The organism is Leptothoe kymatousa TAU-MAC 1615 (assembly GCF_018739865.1).
GTDB lineage: Bacteria > Cyanobacteriota > Cyanobacteriia > Phormidesmidales > Phormidesmidaceae > Leptothoe > Leptothoe kymatousa.
Map to the genome: position 1 here is coordinate 1 of NZ_JADOER010000010.1, position 12975 is coordinate 12975.

Consider the following 12975-nt stretch of genomic DNA (forward strand, 5'->3'; position numbering starts at 1 on the left):
CAGAGTCGCCCATGGAGTGATCTGTCTCAATGGCAGATCGCTCTTGATGAGATTATTTGTCTAAACTCCAGTCACTGACTCTGTTTCCCGATTACTTTGGGCTGTTGTTTCATTGGCTTTTTCCATCATGTTGGTGAGTAACAACAGCGCCAACGGCACCAATACGACACTTACAATCGCCCAACCGTTCTGTTTCAGAGTCTCCCATTTATTTTGATCCGGCTGCTTAATGGTGATGGGGGCGGGAACATTTATGGAAATGTCATTGGTCGCGGGGGCGGGTTCCATTGATGCCCGTCTCGAACCATTATTGTCATCATTAGTGGACGGTGGGATTGCCGCTGCCAATTTAAGCTGGGGAGAGCCAGGGGTATGGGAATTGTGCGCGGTCATAGAACTTAATTGTGGAGGCTTGCTATTCCATACAACAAGTTTGTTCAGCTCCGTTCCTTATAACTATCAAAATTGATTTATTCATCAGCCCCTAGAACGCTAAGTCCCTGGGGCAATTCATGGCGAATTTATCCCTGAAATCAGCTTCAGCGCGCACTGACCCAAGCGGCCTGATATCCTAACAGGGTTACAAAACTTTACGTCACTGCTTTTCTATGGTCGCTAAGTCGCGTCTGCCGCTGCAGTTTTGGATTGTCACCCTGGTGGCGTTCATTAACTCCGTCAGTTTTACCATCATCATTCCGACGCTCTATCCCTACGCCAAGGAATTTGGCCTTAGTGACCTGGCGGCTAGTCTATTGACCACTGCCTTTTCCCTATCTCAGTTTTTTGGCACGCCCATTTTGGGGCGGCTGTCGGACCGCATTGGCCGCAAGCCCCTATTGGTGATCAGCCTATTGGGGACGGTGGTGGCTAACCTGCTGGCAGCGGTGAGCCCCTTTGCCTGGTGGTTATATTTGGCGCGAATGCTGGACGGGTTAACCGGGGGCAATAACTCGGTGGCCCAGGCGGTGGTGAGCGACATTACCACCCCCGAACAGCGCACCCAGGCCTTTGGTATTTTTGGCGGCATGTTTCGGTTGGGCTTTGTGGTGGGTCCGCCGCTGGCGTATTTTGCCCAAACTTTGCCCACCCTGCCGGGGGTAAGCCCCTTGGGTATGAGCTTTATGGTGTCGGCGGTGATGGCGCTGGTGGCGGCCATTCTGTGTTTCTTGGTGTTGCCGGAAACCCATCCGCCGTCTAAGTGCGATCGCACCCTCAAGCTTTCCTGGTCTGACTTTGGCTTTGGCCGACTGGCCAAATCGTTCCGTAAACCGGGGGTGGGTCGCATTTTTATCATGACCTTTCTAAATGGGGCTACCTTTACCGTATTTACCTTTGCCTTTCAGCCCTTCTTTTTAACGGTGCTGGGGCAAGATACCAAAAACCTAGCCTTTGCCTTTGTTTGTTTTGGCATTCTGGCCTTTCTCTCCCAGGTATTTTTGCTGGGGCCGCTGCGTAAGCGCATGAACCTGGTGACGCTGCTGGTGGGGGCTTTAGTTATGCGCGGCATCTTGTTAATTTTGTATCCGTCGTTTCCCACCATTCAAGCGTTCTGGATTTTGTTAGTCTTCTTTGGCATTGTCAATGCCTTTCCCATGCCGCTGATCGATTCGCTGTTGTCCCTGCGCACACCGAAGGAGGAACAGGGGGAAATGTTGGGGACGAATTCGTCTTGTTTGAGTATTGCCAACGCCATTGGCCCGGCTATTTCTGGGGTGCTGGTTACCTTTGGCTATGGCATGCCGTTTTTTGTGGCCGGTGGGTTAACGTTAGCGATCGCAATTTTTGCCCTTTCTCTAAATACTTCAGACGCGGAAGCAACCGTCATTTAAGCCAACAGCTAGACCATGGTCGATGGTCAAACAATGGCGATACGGGGTCAGTCGCCAGATTTCTTTCTGGAGCGGGGAATATGCTCTCGGTAAGACAACACCTTTTTAACCTCACCGTAGGCGTTAGCCCAGGCTTCGGTATCTTTAAATTCGATTAGTCCTTCAGTGGCAAACTCTTTATCTGATGCGGCTAAAGAGGCTTCACACATCTGTAGTTGCTTCAATCGACTCAGCAATGAGCCCGTATGCATTTTTTCTAATGCTTCGATTGATTTTGGATAAATTGGTTTTCTGCCCATAGCTTACATTGGAAGACCCAACACTATTGGGTCTCCTTATCTTTAAAATTTAATCCGTAAGCATAGAAAGGAACATTTTCAATGCGATAGAGATTGTTCCCCAGGGGAGTAGCCCATAGGGACCCTCCGCCAATCGCCCACTGGTTAGGAAGATCAATGTATATTTTGGCTAGTTCTTCTTTACTCATGTTTGTAGATGTTTAACCGGGGAGTTGTGCTGATGGCCACTGCCAGAGAAATTAGCAAACCGTGTCAGCTCGCGTCCCCACTGCCCCAGTTTGTTTAGGGCTTTTTTATTGGGCAATTCCCTAACTTTGTAATAGAGCTTCCTTTTGTAAGGTCATCAATTGCTTAATGCCCCCTTCGGCGTAGTCGAGCATTTGGTTGAGCTGCTGGCGGCTAAAGCTATTGGCTTCAGCGGTGCCCTGCACTTCCACATAGCCCAGGTCGCCGTTGAGTACTACATTAAAGTCGACGTCGGCGGCCACATCTTCTGGATAGTTCAGATCTAGGAAGGCATCTCCCTCTAAGAGGCCGACTGATATGGCGGCGACTTGGTGCTTCAGGGGAGACTTTTCTAAGGTGCCGTTGGCAATCAGGGATGCGATCGCATCTTCCAACGCCACATAGGCCCCCGTAATGGATGTGGTACGAGTTCCCCCATCCGCTTGAATCACATCCGCATCCACCGTCAGGGAAATCTCGCCTAGGGCTTCCAAATCAATGGCGGCCCGCAAACTACGTCCAATCAACCGCTGAATTTCCTGGGTGCGGCCCGAAAGTTTCATCAATTCCCGTCTAGCACGGGTGTGGGTGGCGCTGGGGAGCATGCGATATTCGGCAGTGAGCCAACCCTGGCCCGAATCCTTTAGCCAGCGGGGCAGGTCCGTAGATGCGGAGACGGTGCATAGCACCTGGGTATTGCCGCAGTGGGCCAATACGGAACCGGCCGCATAGCGAGTAAAGTTTCGTTCAAATTTTATCGGACGCAATTCATCGGGTTGCCGACCATCCGGACGTTGCCAAACCATGCAAGATACTCCCAAATATAACCAGACCGCAACTAGGTTAGCGGTTTTCTGGGGGCATCGGCCCCATGTACCGGATTTCTTAACCCGCTGTGGCTGGCTGTGGAGAAACGGGTTCGGGATAATTGGGGAGAAAGAGAGTGGGCATAAGGTTGTTGTCTTTCCTGAGAACTACCGACAAACCAAAATAAGTTGATATTATTTTTTCCTTGGGTGTTCCGTAAAACTCTTTTATTGTCTTGTTTTCATCAGAATTTAGCAAACGACGGAGGGGGCTTGTTCTTACCTTCAAACTAGTTGGGCAGGCTAAATGTGAGCTACACGGGCCTGTTTAGGGCTTGTTAAAAATTAAAATCATGGCCTTTTGGGCTTAAATTATGGCTTAACAAGCCTTTCAGTCTTACCCCATGACTTAATTTCTTACAGCTCCTTAGGCTGTTTGTTATTTGTTGGAGAAACGCACCTTGAATAAATTGTTTTTTGCTGCTGGAATTGCCCTCTCAGCTTTGGGTGTGGTGGCCACCACACCGGCCCAAGCCAGCACCCTGAACTTTGGCTTCGCCACAGACGCTAGCCTCACAGTTGACTTCAACCCTTTACTGGTGGGGGCAAGCGGCATAACACTGCCCAACAGTCTGAATGTGGAGGCCAGGGATGTTGTGGGCAATTTTACGGTGCTAAACGATCCTAGCCAGCTCGCGGATGGAGAAATTTCATTTAACAATGCCTTTGCTAGCGCGATACTGGAAGATGTGTATGAGAGCACTGTGCAATCTTTTTTGGCAGACTTTGGGGTAAATATAGACTGGCCCTTAGCTACCCAGTTGTTTGATATTACCCAATTCACAGGCATTGGCCTGCTCACCTCTAGTGGCAATGGCCTGGCCAGCTCTACGAGCATATTTAATGTTACCAGCGACCTTAACTCGGTTGTAATTGATGTTTACAACACTGGGGGAGAGGGAAATTGTCTCTCGGGTGCCTGTAAGCTGATCGGCGATATTAGCTTTGGGGTGGGGTTAGATATTGGTGAATTTGTCACCTTTGCCGACAATGTGCTTAACAATCCTGGGGTTTCTCTGCCCCAGACTACCCAAAATGCCCTGGGTGCTTTGGCAACAACGGTGGAGCCATTGCAGCCTGCGGTGACTAGCTTTGATTTAGGCACTGTAACGGCTGCATTTTCAGCAACAACAGAATTTTTGGGGAGCGACCCCGATGGCACTACGGTCGATTTTACGATCACGGGCGGTTCTGTGGCGATTACAACCCCCGATGGGGCGGGTGCCCCTGGCCCTAACGCCCCGCAATCTGTGCCTGAGCCTTCTATGGTGTTAGGGCTGTTGGGGGGAGTGGGCCTGTTTTGGCGGCGGTGCAAGCAAACCGTTGTTGGATGAGGCGATTCAGGCTCGGCAAAGGCGGGGGGATACCCCCCGTTGGATTCATTGCGGGTTAGCCTTCGGCGGCTTTATAGGCGGCCCAGCCACCGTGGTGGGAAATGTCCGGCCAGTTGTTTTCTTCAATTAGGGTTTGGGGATAGAGCATTGCGATCGCGCTTCCTCCCCCTTCCAAGCTCACCTCAGCCGGATACATATTCGGGGGCTCGGTGGACACCAAATAGTCATATTGCTTAGCGGTCAGTTCGTACAGTTCGCCAGGGATAGAAATCCCGTCCGATGCCACCCCATAAATACCGGGATGCCAACCATCCTTCACCGAATGCAGCCGATAGCTAGCGGTGGTTTTCGCCTCCCTCAAAAACGTAGCGGACTGCAAATTGCCATGGTCCGGCTGCCCCCGTAGGGCTGAACCACAAATAAATACCACCGTTGTACCCTGATCGGCCATGGCGTCAGACTCCATTTTTGTTTAGCGGCATTAGAGTAACTGTCGTTACAGATCGTTAGGGTGGGAATTTATACAATGACAAGTTAATTAATTAAAATTAAAGAGGTGTGATTACTCACCATCTTTAAATCATCAGGTTCGTTTAGGGGATGCCACTTATGTCGCCAGCTATTATTGAGTCTTCTACAACGGTCGATGTCCTGAGGATTAACGGTGAGCGGTTAATGCAAATGATGGCCGATGTGGCCGCCATCGGTTCCTTGCCCAACGGTGGGGTGAGGCGATTGGCCTTTAGCCCAGAAGATGTGGTTGCCCGCAAGCTGGTACGCAGCTGGATGGAATCGGCGGGCATGGCGGTGACCATTGACGCCGCTGGCAACATGATCGGCCTTTACCAAGGGCGTTTCCCCCACGCCCCAGCCCTAGCCACCGGCTCCCATTTAGATACGGTGCCCAATGCCGGCATTTACGACGGCACCTATGGCGTTATTGCTGGCGTGGAAGTAGCCCGCACCCTGCACGAACAAGGCATTCGCCCGGACCACCCCATCGAGGTGATTGTCTTTGCCGATGAAGAACGCACCATGATTGGCAGCAAGGCCATGGCGGGCAAAGCCAATTTGGACCCCAATTTTTACGAACATCCCCACTATGAACCCATTGAAATGGGGGTGCGAGCCATTGGTGGCAACTGGGACCAGCTACCCACCGCCCAGCGGGCAAGTCTAGCGGCATTTGTGGAACTGCACGTGGAGCAAGGACCGGTGCTAGAAGCAGCGGGCAATCCCATGGGGTTAGTCACCGGCATTGTGGGCCAGCGCCGGTATCTGATCGATATTGATGGCAGTGCCAGCCATGCGGGCACCACGCCCATGACCATGCGCCAGGATGCCTTAGTGGCCGCATCCCAGGTGGTGTTGGCGGTGAATCGTATCGGTGAAAAAACAGGGGATGGCTACGGCGATCAGGTGGCCACCGTCGGTGCCATGAAGCTATCGCCCAATGTGGCCAATACGATCCCAGGTCGGGTGGAGATGACCCTGGATATGCGGGATCTGTCCAATGCGCGGCTGGATGCCATGCTGGCAGATCTGGAACAGCAGATGGCTGACATTGCTGATGCTACAGGCACTAAAATCTCCATTAAGCCCCAGTTGCGCAATGAGCCCGTGCCGGTGAATTCCCACATTTACAATGCCATTAGCCAGGTCTGTGAACGGCTGAACCTACCCACCCAGGCATTGCCCAGTCGCGCTAGCCACGATGCTCAAATCATTGCCAACATTACGGACATGGGGATGATTTTTGTGCCCAGCCAGGGTGGAATTAGTCATTCTGAAACTGAATACACGTCGCCCGAACACTGTATTCAAGGGGCCAATATTTTGTTGCATACGTTGCTAAAGCTAGACCAGCACTATCGTTGTTCTGAAACTGTTGGTGATGCTAAGGCAAACGTGAAGGTCAGCTAAGTCTTTTGTCCTTGAGAGATTTGTCGGTCTTTGTAAGCTTGTGAAGCCTTTCTAAAGGGCTTGTTAGCTGAGCGTCGTCGTGTGCCCCTATGGGAATGGGCAAGCCTAACGCGGAAGGATGCCGGAAAAATAAGTAGGTAAAATTCAACTGATTCTTCCTTTAGCTTCGACTCTGCTTTGCTAAAGGAAGTGTTCTTTCGACTTCGCTTAAGGGGCGTCTGTAGTAAAAGTAATACAGTATCGACTGTTGCAGGCATTAAATCGCTACCTATCGATGGATTCTTGAAACCATCCAATGCTCAAACAAGATCAAAGGGGGTGTAATGCATCCTCTTATTACGGTCACATCACACCCAAGTCTAGATCTATAAAAAACATTGCTTATTATCTATGCATGGACAGGCGACCTAACCATTAACGATGCGATTTTGCTAGTGTGACGTCTGCATTGGAGACTTTAGCCGTTATCCATACTCTAAACGGCACAATCAAGCATAATTTGGGTGATGTCAGGAAGCCATGACCATAAAACCCTTGGTACTAAAAGGCCTCTGCCCCAAATAGCCCCTAATCCTAAAGTTAAGCTGAACTTTGCTTCAGACCTAGACAGCCGTTGGTAATGTTGTCATCATCTGTTGTCTAGATCACATTTGAAGCTTATATCCATGTTCACTAGGAACATTTATTCCTAGCCAGTCCGCCCATAGTGGTTGCATTAGCCTCGTATCCATCTTGCAAATAGCATTAGGAGATTAATGACCATGGCGGTTAGCGCTGATCGGTCTTTCCCAGCAGCATCCCAAAATCCGCCATCTTCCAGCACAGTGCTCAGTGAGGCTGCCGCTGGTGTAGCGCTGAGGTCAGTCACTAAAAAATATGGCTCGGTCACTGCCATTGAAAATATGACCCTGGATATCCCTGCTGGCATCTACTGTTGCTTGCTAGGGCCTAGCGGCTGCGGCAAAACCACCGCTCTGCGGATGATATCGGGCCATGAGTCGGTGACTAGCGGCCAGGTATTGATCGACGGCGAATGTGTTAACGAACTGCCTGCCGCCAAACGGAACACCGCCATGATGTTCCAAAACTATGCCCTGTTTCCCCACAAGACCGTTTGGCAGAATGTTGAATTTGGTCTCAAAATGCAGGGTATGCCTAAGGCCGAACGGCAGCAGCGGGTAAATGAGATTTTGGACCTGGTGGGTCTAGATCATACGGCGAAGCGCAAACCCCATCAGCTTAGTGGCGGTCAGCAGCAGCGCATTGCCCTGGCCCGTGCCCTGGTAACCCGACCCAAGGTGCTGATGTTAGACGAACCCCTGAGCGCCCTGGATGAGAACCTGCGGGTGCGTATGCGGGGAGAGCTGCGAAAAATCCAGAAACAGTTTGGTCTCACGTTTATCCAGGTCACACACCATGTGGAAGAGGCGTTTTCTCTTTCCGATCAAATTGTGGTGATGAACCATGGTCACATCGACCAAGTTGCCACCCCTGCCGAATTGTTTAAGGCTCCGGCGTCTAAATTTGTTGCCCGGTTTATTGGCGATAACAATATTTTTGCAGGCAAAGTTCTAGATGCCACCCCCCAAGCCGATGGCCAGGATTTAATTAAGCTCGATGTTGAGGGGATCGGCGCGCTCTATGCCACGGGCAATGGCACCCAGCCTGGCACAGAGGCCGCTTGCTGTGTGCGCCCCGATTTGCTCACCTTAGAGCGTGGCGATGCGGCTACTGATCAGAGTCCTTTAAACACGATCACCGCCCGCATTACCCAGGTGGAACTTACCGGATTTGTTACCCGCGTGGCCCTGCTAGCAACCGCCACCGGACAACCTCTACTGCATACCCTACGGACAGTAGATGCCCAAAGTCTTGCTCTGCAAGAAGGACAGACTGTTTCGCTGAAATGGTCTGCCAACGACTGTGTTTTCCTCGCCCATTGATCAATTAAGTCTACACTTGCTGATCTACTGAATTCACAGAGCTCACTTGACCCCGTTTCTAGGATTAACTCATGACTAAAATCACTCGTCGTAAGCTGCTCTACACTGGTTTGGCCACAGGGGCCGCTATTGCTACTACGCGTTGTGCATCTCCCAAGGGTACTCCCAACAATCCCGCTCCTGGTCCTGAGGTCAACACAAACCAAATTAAGGACGTTACGCTGCGCCTCATTGGTACTGGCGTTTCTCAGATCAACGAAATTCGTGACAAGGCTCAAGAAGACCTCGGCTTTAAGCTGGAAATGCGGGCCCTGAGCACCCAAGAGAACAATCAGATTGCCATTACCCAGCCCGATCAATACGACATTTTTGATGGTGAGTACTTTAGCTTGCCCCTGGTGATTCCCTCGGGGAACCTGCAACCCATTGCGGTATCTAAAATCAAGGCCTGGGACAAAATTGTGCCGTTCTTTACCTCTGGTAAGTTTGACGGGCTGCCCGTCGAAAAGTCCCAGGGTACGGCCCCCTATAAGGTGATGTACCTAGCCGGAGCAGATTCGACAGAATTTTCCGCCACCCCCACCGACTTTGCTACCCTAATTCCTTTCCAGTACAACGCGGATACCCTGGGCTATCGTCCTGACCTGGTGGGTCGCACCATTAAGAGCTGGGGTGAGTTGTTCAATGAAGAGTTTAAGGGTAAAACCTCGATTCTGAACATTCCCCAAATTGGGATTATGGATGCCGCCATGGTGGCTGAGGCCCTGGGTCTGATGACCTTTGGGGATAAGGGCAACATGACCAAGGAAGAGATTGATAAGATCACCAATATCCTGAAAGAGCAGAAGGCTAAGGGGCAGTTCCGTGCCTTCTGGGAGACCTTTGATGAGTCGGTGAACCTGATGTCCTCTGGTGAAGTGGTGCTGCAGTCCATGTGGTCCCCTGCCGTTACTGCGGTGCAGTCGAAGGGCATTGAGTGCATTTATGCACCCCTAGATGAAGGCTATCGCGGCTGGGGCGGCGGTATTGGTCTTTCCAAGAACCTCAGCGGCATTCAGCTAGATGCGGCCTATGAGTATATGAACTGGATGCTTGAGGGTTGGGTCGGTGCCTTCCTCGGTCGCCAGGGCTACTACAGTGCGGCCCCTGAGACGGCTAAGAAGTATATGTCTGCTGAGGAGTGGGACTTCTGGTATGAGGGCAAGCCCGCCGCTGTAGATATGGTAGATCCCTTTGAGAAGACCCTGGCGAAGGCTGGCGCTGTCCGCGACGGTGGTTCCTTTAAGGATCGCTTTGGCAACATTGTTTGCTGGAACTCTACTATGCAGGAGAACACCTATCTCGTTCAGAAGTGGAATGAGTTTATTGCTTCGTAGGTAAACGCTCCCTCCAGTATAGATACCCTCCTGGGAGGGGCAGGGGTGGGTTGACCTCTGACGACATAGACCGAAAACCCACCCCGCCCAAAGGGCATCCCTCCTAGGAGGGGATTTTCTGGCAAAATCATTCTTTGTTTATGGCTAAAGCCTGGACTAACGTAAAACCTTATCTTTTAGCAACGCCCCAAGCGATCGCACTGGGGTTATTTTTAGTATTTCCCATTGTCCTGATTGGGGTGGTTAGCTTCTGGGAGTTCAATGGCTACTCCATGACCCCCGCCTTTACCCTGGACAATTACATCGGCATTTTTACCTCCGATGTCACCCTCAAAACCTATCTAAATACGTTTAAATTTGTTGGCCTCACCTGGCTATTTACCCTGCTCATTGGCTATCCGGTGGCCTACTTCCTCTCGTTCCATGTGCCCAAGCTGCGGTGGCAGGTGCTGTTGTTTTTGTTGTGCACCATCCCGTTTTGGACCTCTAATATTATTCGGATGATTTCCTGGCTGCCTCTCTTGGGGCGAGAAGGCCTGGTAAATCAGCTATTGGTGGGGGCGGGGCTGACGCAACAACCCCTGGAGTTTTTGTTATATTCCGACTTTGCGGTGGTGCTGGGGCTGGTGCACCTCTACGTTATTTTTATGATTGCGCCCATTTTTAATAGCCTGATGCGCATCGATCGCACCCTGATTACGGCAGCGGAAGATATGGGGGCGTCGGGGGTGAGCGTTTTCAAAGAGGTGATTTTGCCGTTGTCGGCTCCGGGCATCGCCATTGGGTCTATCTTTATTGTCACCCTGGTGATGGGGGAATTTGTCACCGTGCGGCTGATGGGTGGGGGCCAAGCGGCATCCATTGGTAAGCTGATTCAAACCCAGATTGGCAGCTTGCAGTATCCCCTGGCGGCGGCCAATGCCATTGTGTTGTTGGCGGTTACCTTTGCGGTGGTGGTGTCGATTTTGCGCCTGGTGGATATTCGGAAAGAACTATGAAGAAGCGGTCCCTGTCTTTTTACCTGCTAGCGGTCTTTTTCGGGTTGTTTATCATCTTCCTCTACGGCCCGATGATTACCATCTTTATTTTGTCACTCCAGGGCCCTGATGGGACGCTGACATTTCCGGTGCGTAGCTTTGGGATTTACTGGTTGGGGCAGGTGTTTCAAGAACAGCGGGTGGGGAATTTTGTGGAACCCTTTTTGCGATCGCTGGTGCTCGGCGGCATTGTTACCATCCTGGTTGCCAGCATGTCTGTCTCCGCTGCCATGGCGTTTCGCCAGCGGTTTCGCGGCTCAACCGCGTTGTTCTACCTCAGCATTGCTAGCCTAATTGTGCCTAGCATTTTGGTTTCCCTCGGTTTGGGGGTAATGTTTCAGGTGATGCAATGGCCCACCCGCTGGTATAGCTCTGGTTTGGGCGCCCACCTCACCTGGACCCTACCCATTGCCTTTTTGATTATGCTGGGTATTTTCAATCGGTTTAACCCCTCCTACGAAGAAGCTGCCAGGGACCTGGGCGCCAGTGATAGCAACACATTTTTAGAAATTGTATTGCCCCTGATTGCCCCGAGCTTAATCGGCGTCAGTCTGCTCACCTTTACCCTTTCCTACGATGAGTTTACGCGCACCTCGCTAGTATCGGGCCAATACAATACGCTGCCCCTAGAAATCTTTGGCATGACCACCAATGTTACATCCCCTGCCCTCTATGCTTTGGGCACCCTAACCACCCTGTTTTCCTTTAGCTTAATTGCGGTGGCCTACACCCTCTATCGGCGGTTATCTAAGCAGCGTCTGTCAAAATAATGGCCGCTATGGCTGGGGCAATGGGCAAGACTGGCGCAGGGGAATGCGAATTACAAATTCTGTACCCTGGTCAGGGTTAGAAATACAGTCTATCTGGCCACCATGGGTCTCGTGGATAATTTGGTAGCTAATGGGCATGCCCATGCCGGTGCCTTGGCCAACGTTTTTGGTGGTAAAAAAGGGTTCAAACATTCGATTACGAATCGATTCAGGCATGCCGATGCCGTTGTCTTTAATGGTGATCTGAATCCACTCCTGATCCACCTTCGCTGTCTTAATTGTGATGCGATTCGGCGCTTGTTCGATATCGTGAAATGTTTTTTTGGCACTGGCTTCCTCTAAGGCATCAATGGCATTGGCCAAAATATTCATAAACACTTGGTTGAGCTGTCCTGGATAACATTCCACGGAGGGCAGGCTCCCATACTCACGGATGACGTCAATGGCCGGGCGCTCTAGCTTCTTTTTGAGGCGATGCTGCAAGATTAGCAGCGTGCTGTTCATACCTTCATGGATATCAACGGTTTTGAATTCAGATTCATCGATGCGGGTAAAGTTGCGCAGGGATAATACAATCTGACGAATGCGGTCGGTCCCCATTTTCATGGAGTCTAAAATTTTAGGCAGATCGGTTTTGATAAATTCGATGTCGAGATCGCCATCCGTGTGGGCAGCTGCTGACTTGCCGGGGGCTTGCGACTCTACACTGAGGAGAGCTAAAACAGAGTGAACATAGTCTTGTACGTGGCTGAGGTTCCCGTGGATAAAATTGATGGGATTGTTAATCTCATGGGCTACCCCCGCCACCAGCTGACCTAGGGCAGACATTTTTTCCTGCTGCACCAGCTGTAGTTTAGATCGCTCTAGTTGGTGCAGGGCGTTTTGTAATTCAACGGTGCGCAGGGATACCTTCTCTTCTAAGGTATGGTTCAATGCCTGGAGGCTGAGATGGTTTTTGACCCGGGCCAGCAGTTCGGGTTCTTTAAAAGGCTTACTAATGTAATCGACGGCACCCAGATTAAAGCCCTGGGTAATGCTGTCTACATCCGTCAGGGCGGTAATAAAAATAATCGGGATGTGGGCAATGTCCGGATTTTCTTTGATTTTTCGACAGGTTTCAAAGCCGTCAATGCCGGGCATTTGCACGTCTAGCAAAATTAGGTGGGGGATATATTTTTGTAAGCGTGTGAGTGCCCGTTCGCCACTGATGGCCGTAGATACGTTATATCCCCTAGATACTAAGGTATCTGTAACAACTTCTAAGTTAGCAGGCGTGTCATCAACAACTAAAATATTGGCCCCGTCTAGCATTGTTTTGCCTTTGTGATTGTTACAGATGTCTTGATGGATAAACCAGGAACTATGTTCAGATT

13 protein-coding genes are annotated in these 12975 nt (G+C 51.0%); 7 read left to right on the forward strand and 6 right to left on the reverse strand.

Annotated elements, in window-relative coordinates; all coding sequences use genetic code 11:
- Nucleotides 1–60 precede the first annotated feature (60 nt).
- On the reverse strand, nucleotides 61–393 hold the full coding sequence (locus IXB28_RS11215) for a hypothetical protein (protein WP_215618690.1): 333 nt from the start codon (nucleotides 391–393) through the stop codon (nucleotides 61–63).
- Between the two features lie 215 nt (nucleotides 394–608).
- Between IXB28_RS11215 and IXB28_RS11220 the strand changes: the two genes are divergently transcribed.
- On the forward strand, nucleotides 609–1829 hold the full coding sequence (locus tag IXB28_RS11220) for an MFS transporter (protein WP_215618691.1): 1221 nt from the start codon (nucleotides 609–611) through the stop codon (nucleotides 1827–1829).
- 47 nt (nucleotides 1830–1876) lie between these two features.
- Here IXB28_RS11220 and IXB28_RS11225 read toward each other — a convergent pair whose 3' ends face one another.
- The 3 genes from IXB28_RS11225 to rph all read right to left on the reverse strand — a co-directional run bounded on the left by IXB28_RS11225 (nucleotide 1877) and on the right by rph (nucleotide 3159).
- Entirely contained in the window at nucleotides 1877–2128 is a 252-nt protein-coding gene (locus IXB28_RS11225; RefSeq protein WP_215618692.1) for a hypothetical protein, read from the reverse strand.
- Between the two features lie 23 nt (nucleotides 2129–2151).
- On the reverse strand, nucleotides 2152–2316 hold the full coding sequence (locus IXB28_RS11230) for a DUF4265 domain-containing protein (protein ID WP_215618693.1): 165 nt from the start codon (nucleotides 2314–2316) through the stop codon (nucleotides 2152–2154).
- 120 nt (nucleotides 2317–2436) lie between these two features.
- Nucleotides 2437–3159 carry a ribonuclease PH gene (gene rph, locus IXB28_RS11235; protein WP_215618694.1) on the reverse strand — a complete coding sequence of 241 codons (723 nt, stop codon included), beginning with the start codon at nucleotides 3157–3159 and terminating at the stop codon, nucleotides 2437–2439.
- Between the two features lie 461 nt (nucleotides 3160–3620).
- On the opposite strand from rph, the gene IXB28_RS11240 reads away from it, so the two are divergent.
- Nucleotides 3621–4553: a PEP-CTERM sorting domain-containing protein gene (locus IXB28_RS11240; RefSeq protein WP_215618695.1), complete on the forward strand. Its 933-nt coding sequence runs from the start codon at nucleotides 3621–3623 to the stop codon at nucleotides 4551–4553.
- Between the two features lie 55 nt (nucleotides 4554–4608).
- Here IXB28_RS11240 and IXB28_RS11245 read toward each other — a convergent pair whose 3' ends face one another.
- Nucleotides 4609–5019, reverse strand: coding sequence for an allophanate hydrolase-related protein (locus IXB28_RS11245; protein ID WP_246559750.1), 411 nt, complete (start codon nucleotides 5017–5019; stop codon nucleotides 4609–4611).
- A gap of 143 nt (nucleotides 5020–5162) precedes the next feature.
- Here IXB28_RS11245 and IXB28_RS11250 point away from each other — a divergent pair, with 143 nt between their 5' ends.
- The 5 genes from IXB28_RS11250 to IXB28_RS11270 all read left to right on the forward strand — a co-directional run bounded on the left by IXB28_RS11250 (nucleotide 5163) and on the right by IXB28_RS11270 (nucleotide 11602).
- Nucleotides 5163–6476, forward strand: coding sequence for a Zn-dependent hydrolase (locus IXB28_RS11250; RefSeq protein ID WP_215618696.1), 1314 nt, complete (start codon nucleotides 5163–5165; stop codon nucleotides 6474–6476).
- Between the two features lie 761 nt (nucleotides 6477–7237).
- Nucleotides 7238–8419 carry an ABC transporter ATP-binding protein gene (locus IXB28_RS11255; protein ID WP_215618697.1) on the forward strand — a complete coding sequence of 394 codons (1182 nt, stop codon included), beginning with the start codon at nucleotides 7238–7240 and terminating at the stop codon, nucleotides 8417–8419.
- A 71-nt stretch (nucleotides 8420–8490) separates the two neighbouring features.
- Nucleotides 8491–9795 carry an ABC transporter substrate-binding protein gene (locus IXB28_RS11260; protein WP_215618698.1) on the forward strand — a complete coding sequence of 435 codons (1305 nt, stop codon included), beginning with the start codon at nucleotides 8491–8493 and terminating at the stop codon, nucleotides 9793–9795.
- A 140-nt stretch (nucleotides 9796–9935) separates the two neighbouring features.
- Complete coding sequence (locus IXB28_RS11265; protein ID WP_215618699.1) at nucleotides 9936–10793, forward strand: ABC transporter permease; 858 nt, start codon at nucleotides 9936–9938, stop codon at nucleotides 10791–10793.
- Nucleotides 10790–11602 carry an ABC transporter permease gene (locus IXB28_RS11270; RefSeq protein ID WP_215618700.1) on the forward strand — a complete coding sequence of 271 codons (813 nt, stop codon included), beginning with the start codon at nucleotides 10790–10792 and terminating at the stop codon, nucleotides 11600–11602. Before IXB28_RS11265 ends, IXB28_RS11270 begins: the two co-directional genes overlap by 4 nt.
- Before the next feature lie 6 nt (nucleotides 11603–11608).
- Here IXB28_RS11270 and IXB28_RS11275 read toward each other — a convergent pair whose 3' ends face one another.
- A complete protein-coding gene (locus tag IXB28_RS11275) occupies nucleotides 11609–12913 on the reverse strand; it encodes a sensor histidine kinase (RefSeq protein ID WP_215618701.1) in 1305 nt (434 codons plus the stop codon).
- Nucleotides 12914–12975 lie beyond the last annotated feature (62 nt).